Below are 18,414 nucleotides of genomic sequence, written 5' to 3'. Positions count from 1 at the left end.
CACGCCCCGCCCGGGCTCGCCAAGATCGAACCCATGGAATCCCGGCAGAACACGACCTTCGACGGCGGGCACGGCTACCTGGCCACCCCGCCGTCCGGCAGCGGTCCCGGCCTCATCGTCATCCAGGAGTGGTGGGGCCTGACCGACCACATCGCGGACGTGACCGACCGCTTCGCGCGGGCGGGGTTCGTGGCGCTGGCGCCCGACCTGTTCGGCGGCCGCGTCGCCCACGACCCGGCGGAGGCGGCGAAGATGGCCGGCGAGCTGCCCGCCGCCCGCGGCGTGGAACTGCTGTCCGGCGCGGTCGACCACCTGCTCGCGCGCGACGACGTCACCGGCGACCGCGCCGGCGCGGTCGGCTTCTGCATGGGCGGCGGCTTCGTGCTGCTCCTCGCCGCCAGGGAGGGGGAGAGGATCGGCGCGGCCGTCCCCTTCTACGGCGTCGTCCCCGGCCCGCTGCCCGACTTCCGCGGCCTCAAGGCCAAGGTCCTGGGCCACTTCGGCGACCGGGACGCGTCCGTCCCGGCGGAGGCCCGCGCCGAGCTGGCGGCCGCCATCGAGCGCGGCGCCGGCATCACCCCCGAGTTCCACGTCTACCCGGCCGACCACGCGTTCTTCAACGACCAGCGCCCCGTCTACGACGCCGACTCCGCCGCGCTCGCCTGGGACCGCACCCTGGAGTTCCTCCGCACCGAACTCGCCTAGCCGATCAGGCGGGCGGGATTCTCAGGCGGGCGGGAGGCCGAGGAAGTCGGCCATGCGGTCGACGGTGTGGGCGAAGAACGGGCCGGCCGGGTCCATGGTGCCGTTCAGGTGGCCGAACAGCTCGAAGCCGACCATGCCGAAGAGCTGCGTCCAGGCGATGGCGCCGCGTACCAGCAGCGGGCCCGGCATCTCCGGCGGGATGACCGCGGCGGTCCGCCTCGCCTGCTCGGCCAGCTCGGGGGACAGCGCGTCGTCCGGCTCGGTGAGCGCGCCCTCCCGCCACGCGTCGCGGACCAGGGACAGCAGGGCCACCGGTACGCGCGACGCCGGGCCGATCGTCGCCTCGGGGGCCTGGTAGCCGGGTACCGGTGAGCCGTAGACGAGCGCGTACTCGTGCGGGTGCTCGTTCGCCCACTCCCGTACGGCGGTGCAGCACGCCCGCCACCGCTCCCGGAAGCCGCCGCCGGTGCCGGCGGCCGCCTCGATCCGCGCGCCGAGCGCGTCGTACGCGTCGATGATCAGCGCGGTGAGCAGCTCGTCCCGGCTGGGGAAGTAGCGGTAGAGCGCCGAGGAGACCATGCCGAGCTCGCGGGCCACCGCGCGCAGCGACAGCCCCTGGGCCCCCGAGGCGCGCAGCTGCCGCCGGGCCTCCTCCTTGATCTCCCGGGTCAGCTCGGCCCGGGCCCGCTCGCGGGCGGTACGGCTCGCGTTCATGGCGAGCAGTCTCGCAGATCGCAGATCGCCGAACAAATACGAGAGCACTGCTCTTGCTTTTGTGCGCCGCAGCGTGCACACTGTTCTCAAGCGAGAGCAGTGCTCACTAAATGGAGGCGGAGATGACCGCGATCGAGCAGCGTTACGTCGAGGGCAAGGGCTTCGAGGTCCACTTCAACCGCGCCGTGGGGTTCCTGACCAAGCACGGGATCAGCCTGCTGGGCACCCGCGTGCTGGCCGTCCGCGGCCGCACCAGCGGCGAATGGCGGACCAACCCCGTCAACCTGCTCACCCACGAGGGGGAGCGCTACCTGGTGGCGGCCCGCGGCCACACCCACTGGGTGCGCAACATCCGCGTCGCGGGCGGCGGCGAGCTGCGGCTGGGCCGCAAGGTGGAGGCGTTCACCGTCACCGAGCTGCCCGACGAGGAGAAGCTCCCGGCGCTGCGCGCCTACTTCAAGCGCTGGGGGTGGGAGGTCGGCCGCTTCTTCGAGGACCTGCCGAAGAAGCCGACCGACGCCGACCTCGTCCGGGTCGCCCCCACCGTTCCGGTCTTCCGGATCAACTGACCGGCCAGGACGGCCCGCTCTCCGGCACGGGCTCGGCAGCGGGCCCGGCCGGCCGGGGCATGCCGGGCGAAACCGGATCGGCCGGGTGCCTATCCTGGAAGAAGATCGACAAGTGTTCTGACCAGGGGGGAAGCACCGTGACTGTTCCCGATGTCACGCTCAACAACGGCACCGCCATGCCGCAGCTCGGCTTCGGCGTGTGGCAGGTGGCCGACGACGAGGCCGAGCGCGCGGTGGCGACGGCGCTGGAGACCGGTTACCGCAGCATCGACACCGCGAGGATCTACGAGAACGAGACCGGCACCGGCCGGGCGCTGCGCGGCTCCGGGATCCCGCGCGAGGAGCTGTTCGTCACCACCAAGCTGTGGAACGACGACCAGGGATACGACGCCGCGCTGCGCGCCTTCGACGCCAGCCTGGAGCGGCTCGGCCTCGACTACGTGGACCTCTACCTGATCCACTGGCCCGCGCTCAAGCAGGACCTCTACCTCGACACCTGGCGGGCGTTCGAGAAGCTGCACGCCGACGGGCGCGCCAGGGCCGTCGGCGTCTCCAACTTCACCGCCGGGGCGCTGACCAGGCTGATCGAGGAGACCGACGTCGTCCCGGCGGTCAACCAGATCGAGCTGCACCCCTACCTCCAGCAGGAGGAGCTGCGGGCGCTGCACGAGGAGCACGGCGTGCGCACCGAGGCGTGGAGCCCGCTCGGCCAGGGGCAGGGCCTGCTGAACGACCCCGCGCTGGCCCCGATCGCCGAGGCGCACGGCCGTACCCCGGCGCAGGTCGTGCTGCGCTGGCACCTCCAGCTCGGCAACGTCGTCATCCCCAAGTCGGTGACGCCGGCACGGATCGCGCAGAACTTCGACGTGTTCGGGTTCGAGCTGTCGGACGCCGAGATGGCGGCGATCGGCGCGATGGACAGCGGCACCCGGCTCGGCCCGGACCCCGCGACGTTCGGCTAGGGAGTCTTCACCCGGCGGACATCCGCCGGGTGACCCGGCGTTCCGCGCGGCGGGGACGGTCCGGGTGTGATCCTCGCCCCCCGCCTCCGCAAGGTCGCCGTCCTGCTGCCGCTGTGCGTTCCGGCCGCGTCCGCGCCGCCGCTGATCGCCGCGGTCCCGGCCCCGGCCCCGGCCCCGGCCGCGGCCCTGGCCGGCCTGCGCGCGCCGGCCGGCGGGCCGTGCCGGGGCAGGGGCGCCGACTTCGACGGTGACGGCACCGCCGACGCGGCCGCCGGCGCCCCGTACGCCGCGGTCGGCGGCCGGGCCCGCGCCGGCCGCGTCGCCGTGCGCTACGGCGACCGCACCGGGCCGTCGCTCGTCCAGGCCGCCGATCCGCCCGAGGCCGGCGACGGCTTCGGCGCCGCCCTGGCGATCGGGGACTTCGACCGGGACCGCTGCGCGGACCTGGCGGTCGGCGTCCCGGACGAGGTGGCCGGCGCGCGCCGTCCCGGAGCCGAGGGGCACGGCGCCGTGCAGGTCTTCCACGGCTCCCCGGCCGGGCTGCGGCCGGGGCGGCCGCTGACCGTGCGCGACCTGCGGCGCCCGTACGGGACGGACCGGTTCGGCGCCGCGCTCGCCGCCGCCGACCTCGACGGCGACCGGGACGACGAGCTGGTCGTGGGCGCGCCCGGGCTGGCGGGCGGCGGGGGAGTCGCGGTCTTCGGGCTGGACGGGACCGGCCTGCGCCCCGGTCCGCTGGTCACGCAGGGGACCGGCTGGGTCGGGCAGGAGGCGGCGCAGACCGACGGGTTCGGCACCGTGCTCGCCGCCGCGGACCTCGACGGGGACGGCCGCGCGGAGATCGCCGTGGGCGCCCCGGGGGACGGGATCAGGAGCGAGGGCGCGGTCACGGTGCTCGACCCGCCGGCCCGGTCCGCGCGCCGCGTCGCGCAGGACGGACCGGGCATCGGCGGCACCCCGGAACGGCTCGACCACTTCGGCGCCGCGCTCGCCGCCGGCGACTTCGACCGCGACGGCCGCGCCGAGCTGGCGATCGGGATCCCCGGCGAGGACGACGACCCGGGCGCCGCCACCGGGGACGCGCAGGGCGCCGTGCAGGTGGTCGACGGCCGCACGCTGCGTCAGCGGGGACCGACGCTCCACGGGCGCGGCGCCAAGGGGCCGTACGACCGCTTCGGCGCGGCGCTGGCGGCCGGCGACCTCACCGGCGACGGGATCGACGACCTGGCCGCCGGCGCGCCCGGGCACGGCCACGTGCGGATCCTCCGGGGAAGCCGCGGCGGCGGACCGGACCGGCGGAGGAGCGTCACGATCACCTCGCCGTACGGTCCGGAGGCCCAGTTCGGCTGGTCGCTGGCCGTGCGCCGCGGCGCGCTGCTGATCGGGGCGCCCGGCGCGGCCGGGTTCGGCGGCGCCGTCACCGCGGTCGATGGGGCGGCGCCGCGCGGCACGGCCGTACCGCTGGAGGCGGGCGGGCTCCTCGGCTTCGCGCTCGGTCAGGCGGGGTGGAGGGCGAACCGCGCCCGGTAGTCGCCGCGGTCGACCTCGCCGCCGGACGGGTTGGGCGGGGCGAGCCCGGCCAGGCGCAGCGTGTGGCCGTCGAGCCGGACGGCCCGGTGGTCGCCGTCCGGGCCGGGCGGAACGGAGCGGGCCGGCCGGGGATTGGTGTGCAGCTCGTGCTCGGCCGGCGCGGAGTGCCCGGCACGGACGGCGACGACGATCGTCGCGTCGCCCTGCCAGCCGCAGTCGGCGTCCGGCGGGCAGCGGCTGTCGTCGCGCACGTCCCGCAGCGTGACCGCCAGGCCGGTGCCCTGGAGCCGGGCCGTGTCGCCGATGGCCAGGGTGAAGACCTGGCGGGGCCGCACCGTCCCGCCCCTGGGCTCGTGCGGGGCGCAGGCCGGCGCGAGCGCGAGCAGCGCCCCCAGGGCGAACAGGACGGGCCGCGCTCTCATGGGCCTTGGACGGCGCCCGGCGGTCAGGCGTTCCCGAACGAGCGGGCGCCGTCGGGCACGGTGAACGCGGCGGACACCGCGGCCGGGGCGCCGCGCCGCGTCACGTACGGGACGGTGTGGAACTCCGCCCGCAGCTCGCCCGGCCCCGCCGCGCACAGCACGTAGCCGCGCCGCTGGTCGATGTGGGCGATGTGCGGGTTCTCGGCGCGGACCGCCGCGCCGGCCACCGGGTCGTGGTACCCGTCGCCGTCGCTGGCCACCGACGTCGCGACCAGCTCGACACCGACCCGGGCCGAGTCGGGATCGTCGAAGTCGGCCCGCAGCTCGTTGGCGTGCGCGACGTGGACGTCGCCGGTCAGCACGACCGGGTTGCGCGCGCCGGAGGCCAGCAGGGAACCGGTCAGGCGGCGGCGCTCGGCGGCGTACCCGTCCCAGCCGTCCATCGCCAGCTCCGTGCCGGGGCCGAGGCGGTGGTCGCGCTGGGCGAGGAAGATCTGCTGCGCCAGGACGTTCCAGCGGGCCCGCGACGCGCGCAGCCCGGCGTCGAGCCAGGCCAGCTGGTCCGCGCCGAGGAGCGCCCGGCGCTCGCGCAGGCGGGCGTCGCAGCCGGTGCGCAGCCCGTCCTCGCAGGGCTGGTCGGATCGGAACTGCCGGGTGTCGAGCAGGTGGAACGTCGCCAGGTCGCCCCAGTGCAGCCGCCGCGTCAGCCGCAGCCGCCCGCCGGGCCGCAGCGTCGAGCGGCGCAGCGGCATGTTCTCGTAGTAGGCGCGGAACGCCGCTCGCTTGCGCGCCGCGAAGCCGGGCGTCTTCTTGCCGGGGGTCCGGCCGGCCCAGTTGTTCTCCAGCTCGTGGTCGTCCCAGATCACCGCCCAGGGGGCCGCCGCGTGCGCCGCCTGGAGATCGGGGTCGGTCTTGTACTGCGCGTGCCTGCGGCGGAAGGCGGCGAGCGACAGGCACATGCCGCCCGAGTGCCGCCGCACGATCGGGAGCGGCTGATCGCCCTCGGCGGAGTCCTCGTAGATGTAGTCGCCCAGGTGGACGATGAGTCCCGGGTGCCGCTCGGCCGCGCGCCGGTAGGCGGTGAAGTACCCGTGCTCGTAGTACGCGCAGGAGACGGCGGCGAAGGTGAGCGCCGGCAGCGTACCTGGCGCGGGCGCCGTCCGGGTGCGTCCGGTGCCGGACAGGTGCCCGTCGGCGCGGAAGCGGTAGAAGTACTCCCGGCCCGGCCGCAGGCCGTCGACCTCGACGTGGACGCTCCCCGCGTTCGCGTGGCGCGCCGTGGCCCGCCCGGTACGGACGACGCGCCGGAAGCGCTCGTCCTCCGCGACCTGCCACTCCACTCCGATGTCCCGGCCGGGGGGCAGGCCGCCGAGCCCGTCCTCGGCGAGCGGGCGGGGCGCCAGCCGCGTCCACAGGACGACGCCGTCCGGGACGGGATCCCCGGAGGCGACGCCCAGCTCGAACGGGTCGGCGGTACGGCGGGAGACGGCGGGAGCGAGCGGAGTCAGGCCGGCGACGGAGAGGCCCGTGCCGAGGAACGACCTGCGTGACATGTCCACGCGTCCAGTGCAGGCGACCGGATCGAGGACCGCGGAAGGAGCGGGGGACCGCGAGCGCAACGCGGAGTGAAGAGATCGTTCCGCGTCGTGCCCGTTCACGGACCCGACGGCCAGGGTTGGCCGGGCCGTCACCGCGCGCATCCTGGCTCGGACGGGGCCGGCCCGATACGGTCCGGGCGCGGTGATCGATGGGGCGACGGGCGTCCCGCGGTGGCCGCGGGAGAGGAGCCGACATGGCCGCCGGTACGACGACGAGAAGGCGGACGGCCGCGCTGCTGGGCGCCGCCGCCGTGCTGCTGCCCCTGCTCACGGTCACGACCCCCGCCGCGGCCGCGCCCGCCACGCCCGGCCGGGCCGCGCCGGAGAAGGCCGCGCCGATCGTGCTCGGGCACCGGGGCGCCTCGGGGTACCGCCCCGAGCACACGCTGGAGTCGTACGAGCTGGCGGTGCGGATGGGCGCCGACTACATCGAGCCCGACCTCGTGCCCACCAGGGACGGCGCGCTCGTCGCCCGCCACGAGAACGAGATCGGCGGCACCACCGACGTCGCGGACCGGCCGGAGTTCGCGAACCGGCGGACCACCAAGAGGATCGACGGCCGGAACGTCACCGGCTGGTTCACCGAGGACTTCACGCTCGCCGAGCTGAAGACGCTGCGCGCGATCGAGCGGCTGCCCGACATCCGGCAGCGCAACACCGTCTACGACGGGCTCTACCAGGTCCCGACCCTCCAGGAGGTCATCGACCTGGCCAAGCGGCTCGGGAAGCGGCACCGGCGGACGGTCGGGATCTTCCCCGAGACCAAGCACCCGACGTACTTCCGCTCCATCGGCCTGCCGCTGGAGAACACCGTCATCGCCACCCTGAAGCGGAACGGGCTGGACCACCGCGACGGCCGGGCGATCGTGCAGTCGTTCGAGCCGACGAGCCTGCGGATGCTGGACAAGGGCCTGAAGGTGCCGGTCCTCCAGGCCATCTCCACCTCCGGCGCCCCGTACGACACCGTCGCCGGCGGTCAGGGCCCGACGTACGCCGACATGGTCACCCCGGCCGGGCTGAAGGAGATCGGCACCTACGCCGACTGGATCGGCCCGGAGAAGAGCCGGGTGATCCCGCTGAACGCGGACGGCACGCTCGGCACCCCGACCCCGCTGGTCCGGGACGCGCACGCCGCCGGGCTCAAGGTCAGCCCGTACACGTTCCGGAACGAGAACCGGTTCCTGCCCGCCGACCTGCGCAACGGCACCGCGCCGGGCGACTACGGCAAGGCGCTGAAGGAGTACGAGATCTTCTACCGGACGGGCATCGACGGCCTGTTCAGCGACAACCCCGACACCGCGATCATCGCTCGCACCGCGTTCCTGAAGTCGCGCGGCTAAGGCGCGCCGGGCCGGGGCCCGGGTCCGCGCCGCCAGCCGTCCAGGACGGCGTCCACGGTGGCGCGGATCCGGTCCCGGGCCTCCCGGCGCGGGACGCCCGCCATGAGCATCGCGTCGTAGCCGGTGTCCAGATGCCGGACGGACGCGATCACGGCGAGCCGCACGGCGTCCGTGTCGAGCTCGCGGCCCGCCGCCGTCCGGCCGACCCGGCCGCTGCCGCGCTGCCCGGCGTGCAGCGCGATGGCCTCGGCCCGCTCGGCCGGGCAGCCCGGGTAGAGCCGGACGATCTCGGCGGCCAGCCGTCCCTGGAACTCCACGTCCCGGTCCGCGCGGCGCTCCCGGTCGCGCTCGCGCCGCCGGGCCCGCGCGTCGTCGTCCGCGAGGCACTGCTCCTCGGCCCGCGCGAGGGCCCGCTCCTCGACGAGGATCCCCTGGCGCCGGTAGCGCTTGCGGCGCCGGTCGAGGCGGACGACGACGGCCGCGAGCCCGCTCTCCTTCTTGGCCCGCCGGCTGAGCGCGGCGTTCCCGGCGGGGAGGAACACCAGGTGGCAGGCGAGGCAGATCGGCTCGTCGTCCTCCATGACCAGGTACGCGCCGGTGCCGCGGCAGGACGCGCAGGTCCAGTCCTTGTCCGGGACCATCGCGACCAGGTCGGGCGCCCTGCTCTGCCGGGCGGCCAGCGCCTCGCGGCGGGCGGGGGACAGGCCGGGGGAGATCCAGTGCGTGCGGTAGGCGCGCTCGGCCTCGGCGGCGCCGGCGCCGTCCCGCGCGGTGAAGCGCAGCGCCCGCCGGTCGCGGGTGGCGGCGATGTAGGCGGTCTCGGCGGGCTCCAGGCCCTCGGCCTCGGCCCACTCGCGCAGCGCCCGCAGCGCGGCGGCGATCTTGTCGGGCCGTACGGTCAGGGCCGCTTCGAGGGGGTCGATCCGGCCCTGGCGCCACTCGTCCACGCGGGGCGGGGCCAGCCAGCCGATCCGCTGGAAGACCTCGACCGGCGAGACGGCGTGCGACCGCTTCAGCAGGAGGGCGGCCGCCTCGGTGACCCGGCGCCCCAGCCGGGTGTCGTGCACTTCGCTCACGGCGGACAAACGTAGCCGGATCCGGGGACTTGCGCGGGTGCGAGCGGGCGTGTAATCGTTTACATTGATGTAATCGTTTACACCAGCTCGGCCGGCACGGACATGCGGAGGTGACCATGGCCAGCGTGAAGGACGTGGCCCGCCACGCCGGCGTGTCCGTCGCGACGGTGTCCCGCGTGCTGAACGACAGCGACCGCGTGGCCCCCGAGACCCGCGCCCGGGTGCTGGCCGCGGTGGAGGCCCTGGGCTACCGCCGCAACGCCGTCGCGCGCTCGCTGCGCACCGACGCCACCCGCACGATCGGGCTGGTGATCGGCGACATCCTCAACCCGTTCTTCACCGAGCTGGCCCGCGCCATCGAGGACGAGGCCCGCGCGCTCGGCTACTCGGTCGTGATCGGCAACGCCGACGAGCGGCCCGACCGGCAGGACCACTACGTCCGGACGCTGCTGGAGCAGCGGGTCGACGGCCTGCTGCTGTGCCCGACCGCGGAGATCACGCCGCTGGTGCGGGGGATGGTCGCCGACGGGCAGCCGCTGGTGTTCCTGGACCGCACCCTGCCCGGCCTGGACGTGCCCACCGTACGGGCGGACGGCTCGGCGGCGATCGGCGCGCTGGTCCGGCACCTGCGCGGCCTCGGCCACCGCCGGATCGCGTTCATCTCCGGGCCCGCGCTGCTGTCGACCGGGCGCGAGCGCACCGCCGCGTTCGTCGCCGCGATGCGCGACTGCGGCCTCGCGGTCCCGGCGGAGTACCTGGAGGCCGGCGACTTCCAGGCGGCCAGCGGCCGGGCGGGCGCCGCACGGCTGCTGGACCTGCCCGAACCCCCTGAGGTGATCTTCGCGGGGGACAACCTGATGGCGCTGGGCGCGCTGGACGAGATCCGCGCCCGCGGGCTGGCGATCCCGTCCCGGGTTGCGCTGGCCTCGTACGACGACCTGCCGTGGTTCACCCATGTGGACCCGCCGGTGACCGCCATCGGGCAGCCGGTCCAGGAGCTGGGCCGGCGGGCGGTGCGGGTGCTGGCCGACCGGATCGAGGACCGGCCGGTGGAGTCGGTGGTGCTGGCCGCCCGGCTGGTGGTCCGCCGGTCCTGCGGCGAGCACGGTGAAGAAGGAGGGAGCCCGGCATGACGGACGAGATCCTGCGGGTACGCGGGCTGCGCAAGGCGTTCCCCGGCGTGGTCGCGCTGGACGGGGTCGACTTCGACCTGCGCCCGGGCGAGGTGCACGTGCTCCTCGGCGAGAACGGGGCGGGCAAGAGCACCCTGATCAAGGCGCTGTCGGGCGCGCACCGCCCCGACTCCGGCCGGATCGAGGTGGACGGGAGCCCGGCCGACATCCGGTCGGCGGCCGACGCCGAGCGGCTCGGCATCGCGACCATCTACCAGGAGTTCAACCTGGTCCCGGAGCTGACGGTCGCCGAGAACCTCTTCCTCGGCCGGCCGCCGCGCCGGTTCGGCCTGGTGGACCGGCGGGCGATGGAGCGGGCGGCCGCGGAGCTGCTGGCCCGGGTCGGCGTCGACGCGAGCCCGCGGGCGCGGATGGCCGACCTCGGCATCGCCCGGATGCAGATGGTCGAGATCGCCAAGGCGCTCGGCCGGGACGCCCGCGTACTGATCATGGACGAGCCGACCGCGGTGCTGACCGCCGGCGAGGTCGACACGCTCTTCGAGATCGTCGGCACGCTGCGCGAGCGCGGCGTCGCGATCGTGTTCATCACCCACCATCTGGAGGAGATCCCCCGGCTCGGGGACCGGGTGACGGTGCTGCGCGACGGCCGCTCGGTCGCCGAGGTCCCCGCCGACACCCCCGAGGACGAGTTGGTGCGGCTGATGGTCGGCCGCCCGATCGACGAGCGGTACCCGCGCGAGCGCGCCGACGCCGGCGCGCCGCTGCTCAAGGTGAGCGGCCTGACCAGGGACGGCGTCTTCGAGGACGTCTCGTTCGAGGTCCGGGCCGGCGAGGTCGTCGGGCTGGCGGGCCTGGTCGGCGCGGGCCGTACCGAGGTGGCCCGCGCGATCTTCGGCGCCGATCCGTACGACCGGGGCACGGTCACCGTGGACGGGGCGGCGCTGCGCGGCGGCGACGTCCACGCGGCGATGGAGGCGGGCGTCGGGCTCGTCCCCGAGGACCGCAAGGGCCAGGGCCTGGTGCTCGGCGCCGACGTCCAGGAGAACCTGGGCCTGGTCACGCTGGGCCCGACCAGCCGCGGCGGGATCGTGGACCGTTCCGGGCAGCGCGACCGGGCCGCCGGCATCGCCGCGAAGCTGAACGTGCGGATGGCCGGGCTGCGGCAGGAGGCCGGGACGCTGTCCGGCGGCAACCAGCAGAAGGTCGTGATCGGCAAGTGGCTGCTGGCCGACGCCCGCGTCCTGATCCTGGACGAGCCCACCCGCGGTATCGACGTCGGCGCGAAGGTCGAGATCTACCGGCTGATCAACTCCCTCACCGCCTCCGGGCACGCGGTCCTGATGATCTCCAGTGACCTGCCCGAGGTGCTGGGGATGAGCGACCGCGTGCTGGTGATGGCGCGCGGCCGGCTGACCGGCGAGCTGCCGGCCGACGAGGCCACCCAGGACGCGGTGATGGCGCTGGCCCTCGCGGCGAACGGCACCGAGCACGAGCACCCTGAGCGCTCTGAGTACGAGGACGGAGATGCCTGATGTCCACTGACACGTTGCGCAAGGCGCCGCAGGAGCCGCCGCGCGGCGGCGCGCCGCGGGCGGCGGGCCGGCTGCTGGGCGAGAACGGGGCGCTGGCCGGCCTGGCCGTCCTCGTCGTCGTGCTGGCCCTGCTGTCGGGCGACTTCCTGACCGTCACCAACCTGCTGAACGTCGGCGTCCAGGCGGCCGTGGTCGCGATCCTGGCGTTCGGCGTCACCTTCGTGATCGTCACCGCGGGCATCGACCTGTCGGTCGGCGCGGTGGCGGCGCTGTCGGCGGTCGTGCTCGTCTGGACGGCCACCACGCACGGGCTGCCATGGCCGATCGCGGTGGTGCTGGCGATCGTGGTCGGCGTCGCGGCCGGGCTGGTGAACGGCGCGCTCATCACGTACGGGAAGCTGCCGCCGTTCATCGCCACCCTGGCCATGCTGGGCATCGCCCGCGGGCTGGCCCTGGTGATCTCCGAGGGCAGCCCGATCGCGCTGCCCGAGGCCGTCACGCACGTGGGCGACACGATCGGCTCGTACCTGCCGGTCCCGGTGATCGTCATGGCGGCGATGGGGCTGCTCACCGCGTTCGTCCTGGCCCGCACCTACAGCGGCCGGGCGATGTACGCGATCGGCGGCAACGAGGAGGCCGCCCGCCTGTCGGGCATCCGCGTGCCGCGGCAGAAGCTCGTCACCTACGCGCTGTCGGGCGCGTTCGCCGCCGTGGCCGGGATCGTGCTGGCCGGCCGGCTCGCCTCCGCGCAGCCGCAGGCCGCCAGCGGCTACGAGCTGGACGCCATCGCGGCCGTCGTCATCGGCGGCGCCAGCCTGTCGGGCGGCAAGGGCCGCGCGTTCGGCACCCTCGTCGGCGCGCTGATCCTGGCCGTGCTGCGCAACGGGCTGAACCTGCTGTCGGTGTCGGCGTTCTGGCAGCAGGTCGTGATCGGCGTGGTCATCGCGCTGGCCGTGCTGCTGGACACGGTGCGGCGCCGCGGTACGAAGATCCGCCCGGCGGCGTTCTGGACGGGCGGCGCGGTCGTCGCCGCGGCCGTGGTCGCGCTGGCCGTCGGCGTCGCCTCCACCGGCGGCGGCTCCGGGACCGGCACGGTCGCGGGCGGCGGGGTCAAGGTCGGGCTGTCGGTGTCGACGCTGAACAACCCCTTCTTCGTCCAGTTCCGGCAGGGCGCCGAGGAGGAGGCGAGGAAGCAGGGCATCACGCTGACCGTGTCCGACGCGCAGAACGACGCGTCCCAGCAGGTCAACCAGGTCCAGAACTTCACCAGCCAGGGCATGAAGGCGATCATCGTCAACCCGGTGGACTCCGACGCCGCCGCGCCCGCCGTCCAGGCCGCCAACCGGGCCGAGATCCCGGTGATCGCGGCGGACCGCACGGTGAACGGCGCGAAGGTGGCGCAGCTGGTCGCCTCCGACAACGTCGCCGGCGGCCGGCTGGCGGCCGAGCGGATGGCGCGGGAGCTGGGCGGCAAGGGCAGGATCGTCGTCATCCAGGGGCAGCCGGGCGCCTCGGCGTCCCGGGAGCGCGGCCAGGGCTTCGAGGAAGGCATCAGGAAGTTCCCCGGCGTCCAGGTCGTGGCCAAGCAGCCCGCCGACTTCGACCGCACCAAGGGCCTGGACGTCATGACCAACCTCATGCAGTCCAACCCCGGCCTGAACGGCGTCTTCGCCGAGAACGACGAGATGGCGCTCGGCGCCGTCAAGGCCCTCGGCGGCAAGGCCGGCAAGCAGGTCAAGGTGGTCGGGTTCGACGGCACCCCGGACGGGATCAAGGCGGTCCAGGCGGGCACGATGAACGCCACGGTGGCGCAGCAGCCGGCGCTGCTGGGCAGGATGGCGGTCCAGAGCGCCGTGAAGGCGGCGAACGGCGACGGGCTCGGCGCGACCTCGATGGTGCCGGTCAAGATGGCCACCCGCGAGAACGCGGCCGAGTTCGCGACGTCCTAGAGAACGGGAGACACGCGTGGAACGTCGGCATGAAGTGGTCGTGGTCGGATCGGTCAACGCCGACCTGGTGATCGGGGTCGACCGGCGGCCGGCCCCCGGCGAGACCGTGCTGGGGACCGACCTGGCCACCTATCCGGGCGGCAAGGGGGCCAACCAGGCCGTCGCGGCCGCCCGGCTCGGCGGCCGGACCGCCATCCTCGGCCGGATCGGCGACGACGGGCACGGCGCCCTGCTCCGGGACGCGCTGGCGGCGGCGGGCGTGGACCTGTCCCACCTGAGCGTCACGCCGGGGCCGAGCGGGGTCGCGCTGATCACCGTGGACACCGGGGGCGACAACAGCATCATCGTCTCGCCCGGCGCCAACGCGCGGCTCGTCCCCGAGGACGCCGAACGGGCCCGCGACCTGCTGGAGGGCGCCGCGGTGGTGTCGTTCCAACTGGAGATCCCGCTGGAGACCGTCGCGGCCGCCGCCCGCATCGGGGCGGCGGCGGGCGCCCGGATCGTGCTCAACCTGTCCCCGCCCGCGGAACTGCCCGCCGGGGTCCTGGAGCTGTGCGACCCGCTGGTGGTGAACGAGCACGAGGCGGCGTTCCTGCTCGGCCACCGCGACGGGCCCGCCGCGATGGCCACGGCGCTGCTCGGCCGCGGCCCGCGCTCGGTGCTCGTCACGCTCGGCGCGGACGGCGCCCTGATCGCCGACGCCGGCGGCGTCACGGCCGTGCCGTCGCCGAAGGTCGAGGCGGTCGACACCACGGGCGCGGGCGACGCGTTCACCGCCGCCCTCTGCCTGCGGCTGGCGCGCGGCGACGGCCTCGCGGACGCGGCCCGGTACGCGGTCCGGGTCGGCGCCGCCGCCGTCCGCGAGTCCGGCGCGCAGAGCTCCTACCCGGCCGCGGACGACCCGCTGCCCGCCTGACGAGGCCCCCGCCTCAGACGTTGACTCGTGGCGTGTCTCTCTCCGGGAGGCGTCGCGAAAGGCGGACACGCCACGAGTCGACACGGCAGGGCGGCATGGTCACCGCATCAGCGGGCCGCGGCGCGCAGCCGCTCCAGCTCGGCGGCGACGTCCTGGACGTCGCCGCCGAGGTCGTACGCGCTGAACAGGTGCAGGTCGCCGGCGGTCTCGATCTCCAGCAGCCGGGTGTGCAGGAGCAGCCGGCGCCGCTCGTCCACCCGCACGGCGGCCACCTCGTCCCACGGGATCCGGACGTGCCCGGCGTACCCGCTGACGACCGTCACGCCCCCGGGGTCCGCCGCGACCCGTACGGGGGCGAGCACGTCCCGCAGCGCGAGCGCCGCCATCCCGGCCGCCGCGACCAGCGCCAGCAGCAGGAACGGGCGGTCGTCGCGGGACACGAGGCCCAGCACGGCGAACGCCGCCGCCCCGGCCGCCTTGAGCACGACGTGCGCGGGCGGCACCCGCCACCGCCGCTCCGCGCCTCCCGCTTCCTCCCCGCTCACGCCGCCCACGTTAGCGGGAGCGTCACTGCTCTTCAGGCCGCGGGATCGGCTGCCCGTACGGAGCGGGGCGCTGGACGGGCGCGGCGTTCGGCGGGAACGGCGTGAACGCCCGCGGTGGCGCGACGGCGGGAGGCGCGTCCGGCCGCCGCCGCGCCCTGTCCAGGGCCTTGCGGCCCCTGCCCGTGACGTCCCGCACGCGCTCGTGCTCGGAGATCCGCTGCGCGCCCCGCAGCGCGATCCGCCCGCCCTGGGCGGCCTGCCCGGCGGCGGCGCGGTACAGGCCGGCGCGGGCCACGCGGGTGCCCGACATCCGGTCGTGCAGCGTGCGCCGCCCCGGGAACAGCACCGGCAGCACGTTCAGCCAGAACACCGCCACGGCGAGCGCCCAGCAGGTGACGGCGAGGACGAAGTCGCCGCGGACGAGCAGGCAGCAGGCCAGCGCGTACAGGCCGACGTCGGCGACGCTCGCCGCCGCCGCCCGGCCGAGCGCCTGGCCCTTGCCGAGCCGGTCCCGCGCGGCGGGCTCGACGCGCAGGTCGAGCAGCAGCATGCCGACCGTCCGGCCCTTCCAGGCGAGCGCGGCGAAGTGGTAGGCGAACACGGCCGCCACGAGGAGCGCGAACGCCTGCGTCACGTACCCCGACGCGGTGCCCCACAGCGAGAGCCCGAAGTCCGCCGAGGCGGTCCTGACGTCGCCGCGCGAGGCGAGCAGGTCCCAGGCGCCCTTCTGGGCCAGCGACGGGACCGACGACACCAGCGAGCCGATCCGCGTCCAGGTCCAGGCGCCCAGCGCCACCGCGGCCGCGATCACCAGGGCGAAGTCGAGCGCCCAGGCGGCCGCGCGCCGCCACGTCCCGGCGGGCGCGTCCGGGGCCGGGACGGGCCAGGGCGCCGCGGGCGCCGGCGGGGGGAACGGAGGCGGCGGGAAGGCGTTCATCGGTCTCCCGGGGAGCGATGGAAGGCGGCACCGGACATCCCATCAGATCGCCGTCGTCCTCGGGGCGGTCTCGGTCCGGGACGGCCAGGATCTCTGGCCGATCCGTTAGGCGCGCATTCCCCGAACAGGACGGACTTCGCCCTATAAGTCATGATGCGCTCACGAACCCGTAACCTCCTTTCGGTAGCGTCGTTACCATGCGACTCGGCGTGCTGGACGTGGGCTCGAACACCGTGCACCTGCTCGTGGTGGACGCGCACCGCGGCGCGCGGCCCCTCCCGGCGTTCTCACACAAGGCGGAACTGCGGCTGGCCGCCCACCTCGAGGACGGCGACCGGCTGTCCGAGGAGGGCGAGCGCCGCCTGCGCGACTTCGTCCAGCAGGCGCTCCAGGTCGCCGAGGACAAGGGCGTGGAGGACCTCGTCGCCTTCGCCACCTCGGCCGTCCGGGACGCCGCCAACGGCGAGCAGGTCCTCGACCGGCTCCGCGACGACTGCGAGGTCGGCATCGAGGTCCTGTCGGGCGAGGAGGAGGCCCGGCTGACGTTCCTGGCGGTGCGGCGCTGGTTCGGCTGGTCGTCCGGCCGGCTGCTGGTCATCGACATCGGCGGCGGCTCGCTGGAGATCGCGGCCGGCATCGACGAGGACCCGGACGCCGCGATCTCGCTGCCGCTGGGCGCCGTCCGGCTCACCCGCGACTGGTTCACCGCCGATCCGGTACCCGCCGACGAGGCCCGCAAGCTGCGCCGCCACGTCCGCGCCGAGATCGCCCGCCATGTCGGCGAGGTCGCCCGGTACGGGACGCCCGACCACGCGGTGGCCACCTCCAAGACGTTCAAGCAGCTCGCCCGGATCGCCGGGGCCGCGCCCTCGTCCGAGGGCCCGTTCGTCAAGCGCTCGCTCCGCCATGACGACGTCACCGAATGGGCGGCGAAACTGGCCCTGATGGAGCCGTTGGAACGTGCCGGGCTGCCCGGCGTCTCCGAGAGCCGCGTCCCGCAGCTGCCCGCCGGCGCCATCGTCGCCGACGCCGCCATGGACCTGTTCGGGGTGACGCAGCTGGAGGTCTGCCCCTGGGCGCTGCGCGAGGGCGTCATCCTGCGCCGGCTCGACGCGATCAGCTGAGGTCAGCGCGGGACCGTCCCGGCGGCCCGCAGCTCCGGGACCGTCACGAACGTGTAGCCGTCCGCCGCCAGCCGGGCGAGGATCTCCGGGACCGCGTCCACCGACTCCCGGTCCGTGTCGCGCAGCCGGACGACGCCGCCCGGCCTGGCCGCCGCCACGGCCTCGGCGGCGATGTCCCCGCCGCTTCCGGGAGCGGCGTTCCAGCCGACGTGCACCAGCCCCAGGGACCTGGCAACCCCGGTCACCGTGCCGTTCACGGCGCCGTACGGGGCCCGCAGCAGCGTGGCGCCCCGCCCGGTCGCGGCCTTGACGACCTGCTGCGTCCGCTGGATGTCCGAGCTGACCCGCAGCGCCGGCAGCCGGGTGAGATCGCGGTGCGCCTGCGTGTGGTTGCCGATCTCGTGCCCCGCCGCCCGCTGCCGCCGCAGCGTCGCGGGCAGCGCGGCCGCGTTCCCGCCCACCACGAAGAACGTCGCGCGCGCCCCGTACCCGGCGAGCATGTCCAGCAGCCGCCCCGTCTCGGGCCCCGGCCCGTCGTCGAACGTCAGCGCCACGCACCTGGCCGTCCTGCAGTCGACCGGCGCCACCGCTGTCCGCGGCACCGGATCCCAGCGCGGCGCGGGCCGCACCTCCAGCGCGGCGTCCCGCGCCCGCCGCCCGAACGGCGTCAGCAGCGGCTCGTACGCCCGGTACCCGATCGCGACCGCGTCGGCGCCGAACTCGGCCACCAGATCGCCGTGGCCGTTGAACGCCAGCGACGGGAAGGTCCGGGGGACGGCCGCGCCCGCCCGCGCCTTCCGCCGCACCAGCGCGGCCAGGCGCTCCTCGTCCACCAGGTCGCCCGACCCGCGCACCTCGCCGGCGGCCCGGTCGTACCAGAACGTGCGGCGCTCGGTGCCCCCGCGCTCGGCGGCCAGCCGGACGCCGATCACGCCGTCCGAGAAGGCGGCCGCCGACCACTCCACGTTCAGCTCCGGGACGCCGCGCCGCCCGCCGGAGAGCCGGAACCACCCGTCGACGGCCCGCGCCAGCGCGTCGTTCAGCGGCTCCGCCCCGGCGAACGAGGGGTACGCGGCGAACGCCCGCCGCCGCTCGTCCACCCGCGTGACCGGCATGATCCCCGGGATCCGGCCGGGGTCGGCGGCCCGCACCTCCGTGACGTCCGTGACCGGCGCCGGCTCGCGATGCTCCCGCGCCGAGCAGCCCGCGGCGGCGAGCAGCAGCACCGCCGCGACGCCTCCCCGGAGGCGGAGCCACCCGAGCACGAGCACCCTCCGCAGATCGCTGCCGCCGATCAGCGTAGGTACCGGACACCGCACTCCGATCAGGGCTTTGCCGCATTTCTGGCGTCGCTTGGCCGAA

The 18,414-nt window shown here is 75.4% G+C and carries 17 protein-coding genes; 10 read left to right on the top strand and 7 right to left on the bottom strand.

The features are described 5' to 3' along the window. Positions 1-33: 33 nt before the first annotated feature. A complete protein-coding gene (locus ACA361_RS09380; RefSeq protein ID WP_375011434.1) occupies positions 34-705 on the top strand; it encodes a dienelactone hydrolase family protein in 672 nt (223 codons plus the stop codon). 21 nt (positions 706-726) lie between these two features. Here the strand turns inward: ACA361_RS09380 and ACA361_RS09375 are convergent, their stop codons facing one another. Further along, entirely contained in the window at positions 727-1,419 is a 693-nt protein-coding gene (locus ACA361_RS09375; RefSeq protein WP_375011433.1) for a TetR/AcrR family transcriptional regulator, read from the bottom strand. Positions 1,420-1,541: 122 nt separating this feature from the next. On the opposite strand from ACA361_RS09375, the gene ACA361_RS09370 reads away from it, so the two are divergent. From ACA361_RS09370 to ACA361_RS09360, 3 genes are all read left to right on the top strand, one after another. Beyond that, positions 1,542-1,988 carry a nitroreductase/quinone reductase family protein gene (locus ACA361_RS09370; protein ID WP_375011432.1) on the top strand — a complete coding sequence of 149 codons (447 nt, stop codon included), beginning with the start codon at positions 1,542-1,544 and terminating at the stop codon, positions 1,986-1,988. A 176-nt stretch (positions 1,989-2,164) separates the two neighbouring features. Further along, complete coding sequence (locus tag ACA361_RS09365) at positions 2,165-2,950, top strand: aldo/keto reductase (protein WP_375011994.1); 786 nt, start codon at positions 2,165-2,167, stop codon at positions 2,948-2,950. A 66-nt stretch (positions 2,951-3,016) separates the two neighbouring features. Beyond that, a complete protein-coding gene (locus ACA361_RS09360) occupies positions 3,017-4,480 on the top strand; it encodes a hypothetical protein (RefSeq protein ID WP_375011431.1) in 1,464 nt (487 codons plus the stop codon). Here ACA361_RS09360 and ACA361_RS09355 read toward each other — a convergent pair. Both ACA361_RS09355 and ACA361_RS09350 read right to left on the bottom strand, forming a co-directional pair. Next, entirely contained in the window at positions 4,447-4,902 is a 456-nt protein-coding gene (locus tag ACA361_RS09355) for a hypothetical protein (protein ID WP_375011430.1), read from the bottom strand. The two genes, ACA361_RS09360 and ACA361_RS09355, sit on opposite strands and share 34 nt — an antisense overlap. 23 nt (positions 4,903-4,925) lie before the next feature. Further along, on the bottom strand, positions 4,926-6,455 hold the full coding sequence (locus ACA361_RS09350; protein ID WP_375011993.1) for an alkaline phosphatase D family protein: 1,530 nt from the start codon (positions 6,453-6,455) through the stop codon (positions 4,926-4,928). A 239-nt stretch (positions 6,456-6,694) separates the two neighbouring features. Between ACA361_RS09350 and ACA361_RS09345 the strand changes: the two genes are divergently transcribed. After that, positions 6,695-7,840 carry a glycerophosphodiester phosphodiesterase gene (locus ACA361_RS09345; protein WP_375011429.1) on the top strand — a complete coding sequence of 382 codons (1,146 nt, stop codon included), beginning with the start codon at positions 6,695-6,697 and terminating at the stop codon, positions 7,838-7,840. Here ACA361_RS09345 and ACA361_RS09340 read toward each other — a convergent pair. Then, the gene (locus ACA361_RS09340; RefSeq protein WP_375011428.1) at positions 7,837-8,916 is read right to left on the bottom strand and encodes a DUF2293 domain-containing protein; all 1,080 of its coding nucleotides are present in this window, start codon (positions 8,914-8,916) and stop codon (positions 7,837-7,839) included. The genes ACA361_RS09345 and ACA361_RS09340 overlap by 4 nt on opposite strands. A gap of 116 nt (positions 8,917-9,032) precedes the next feature. On the opposite strand from ACA361_RS09340, the gene ACA361_RS09335 reads away from it, so the two are divergent. Genes ACA361_RS09335 through ACA361_RS09320 form a run of 4 tightly spaced genes read left to right on the top strand, consistent with a single transcriptional unit; the run spans position 9,033 to position 14,446 of the window. After that, on the top strand, positions 9,033-10,049 hold the full coding sequence (locus tag ACA361_RS09335; protein WP_375011427.1) for a LacI family DNA-binding transcriptional regulator: 1,017 nt from the start codon (positions 9,033-9,035) through the stop codon (positions 10,047-10,049). Further along, positions 10,046-11,581, top strand: coding sequence for a sugar ABC transporter ATP-binding protein (locus ACA361_RS09330; protein ID WP_375011426.1), 1,536 nt, complete (start codon positions 10,046-10,048; stop codon positions 11,579-11,581). The genes ACA361_RS09335 and ACA361_RS09330 overlap by 4 nt, the downstream gene beginning before the upstream one ends. Next, positions 11,581-13,530 carry a substrate-binding domain-containing protein gene (locus ACA361_RS09325; protein ID WP_375011425.1) on the top strand — a complete coding sequence of 650 codons (1,950 nt, stop codon included), beginning with the start codon at positions 11,581-11,583 and terminating at the stop codon, positions 13,528-13,530. The genes ACA361_RS09330 and ACA361_RS09325 overlap by 1 nt, the downstream gene beginning before the upstream one ends. Positions 13,531-13,546: 16 nt before the next feature. Further along, positions 13,547-14,446 carry a ribokinase gene (locus ACA361_RS09320; protein ID WP_375011424.1) on the top strand — a complete coding sequence of 300 codons (900 nt, stop codon included), beginning with the start codon at positions 13,547-13,549 and terminating at the stop codon, positions 14,444-14,446. A 107-nt stretch (positions 14,447-14,553) separates the two neighbouring features. On the opposite strand, the gene ACA361_RS09315 is transcribed toward ACA361_RS09320, so the two are convergent. Next, on the bottom strand, positions 14,554-14,991 hold the full coding sequence (locus ACA361_RS09315) for a PH domain-containing protein (protein WP_375011423.1): 438 nt from the start codon (positions 14,989-14,991) through the stop codon (positions 14,554-14,556). Positions 14,992-15,013: 22 nt separating this feature from the next. Then, positions 15,014-15,928 (bottom strand): RDD family protein, encoded by a 915-nt coding sequence (locus tag ACA361_RS09310; protein WP_375011422.1) that lies wholly within the window; start codon positions 15,926-15,928, stop codon positions 15,014-15,016. A 197-nt stretch (positions 15,929-16,125) separates the two neighbouring features. On the opposite strand from ACA361_RS09310, the gene ACA361_RS09305 reads away from it, so the two are divergent. Further along, entirely contained in the window at positions 16,126-17,052 is a 927-nt protein-coding gene (locus ACA361_RS09305) for a Ppx/GppA phosphatase family protein (RefSeq protein ID WP_375011421.1), read from the top strand. A 2-nt stretch (positions 17,053-17,054) separates the two neighbouring features. Here ACA361_RS09305 and ACA361_RS09300 read toward each other — a convergent pair whose 3' ends face one another. Next, positions 17,055-18,317 (bottom strand): polysaccharide deacetylase family protein, encoded by a 1,263-nt coding sequence (locus ACA361_RS09300; RefSeq protein WP_375011420.1) that lies wholly within the window; start codon positions 18,315-18,317, stop codon positions 17,055-17,057. Between the last annotated feature and the right edge of the window lie 97 nt (positions 18,318-18,414).

Source organism: Actinomadura sp. 21ATH (assembly GCF_041951345.1).
Taxonomy (GTDB): Bacteria; Actinomycetota; Actinomycetes; order Streptosporangiales; family Streptosporangiaceae; genus Spirillospora.
The sequence above is the reverse complement of the archived record's forward strand: the minus strand, read 5'-3'. Positions and strand labels throughout refer to the sequence as shown.

Coding starts and splice junctions, on each gene's coding strand:
- ACA361_RS09350 (WP_375011993.1), bottom strand. CDS start 6,455: ATGTCACGCAGGTCGTTCCTCGGCACGGGCCTCTCCGTCGCCGGCCTG.
- ACA361_RS09355 (WP_375011430.1), bottom strand. CDS start 4,902: ATGAGAGCGCGGCCCGTCCTGTTCGCCCTGGGGGCGCTGCTCGCGCTC.
- ACA361_RS09370 (WP_375011432.1), top strand. CDS start 1,542: ATGACCGCGATCGAGCAGCGTTACGTCGAGGGCAAGGGCTTCGAGGTC.
- ACA361_RS09335 (WP_375011427.1), top strand. CDS start 9,033: ATGGCCAGCGTGAAGGACGTGGCCCGCCACGCCGGCGTGTCCGTCGCG.
- ACA361_RS09375 (WP_375011433.1), bottom strand. CDS start 1,419: ATGAACGCGAGCCGTACCGCCCGCGAGCGGGCCCGGGCCGAGCTGACC.
- ACA361_RS09345 (WP_375011429.1), top strand. CDS start 6,695: ATGGCCGCCGGTACGACGACGAGAAGGCGGACGGCCGCGCTGCTGGGC.
- ACA361_RS09330 (WP_375011426.1), top strand. CDS start 10,046: ATGACGGACGAGATCCTGCGGGTACGCGGGCTGCGCAAGGCGTTCCCC.
- ACA361_RS09365 (WP_375011994.1), top strand. CDS start 2,165: ATGCCGCAGCTCGGCTTCGGCGTGTGGCAGGTGGCCGACGACGAGGCC.
- ACA361_RS09305 (WP_375011421.1), top strand. CDS start 16,126: ATGCGACTCGGCGTGCTGGACGTGGGCTCGAACACCGTGCACCTGCTC.
- ACA361_RS09325 (WP_375011425.1), top strand. CDS start 11,581: ATGTCCACTGACACGTTGCGCAAGGCGCCGCAGGAGCCGCCGCGCGGC.
- ACA361_RS09380 (WP_375011434.1), top strand. CDS start 34: ATGGAATCCCGGCAGAACACGACCTTCGACGGCGGGCACGGCTACCTG.
- ACA361_RS09310 (WP_375011422.1), bottom strand. CDS start 15,928: ATGAACGCCTTCCCGCCGCCTCCGTTCCCCCCGCCGGCGCCCGCGGCG.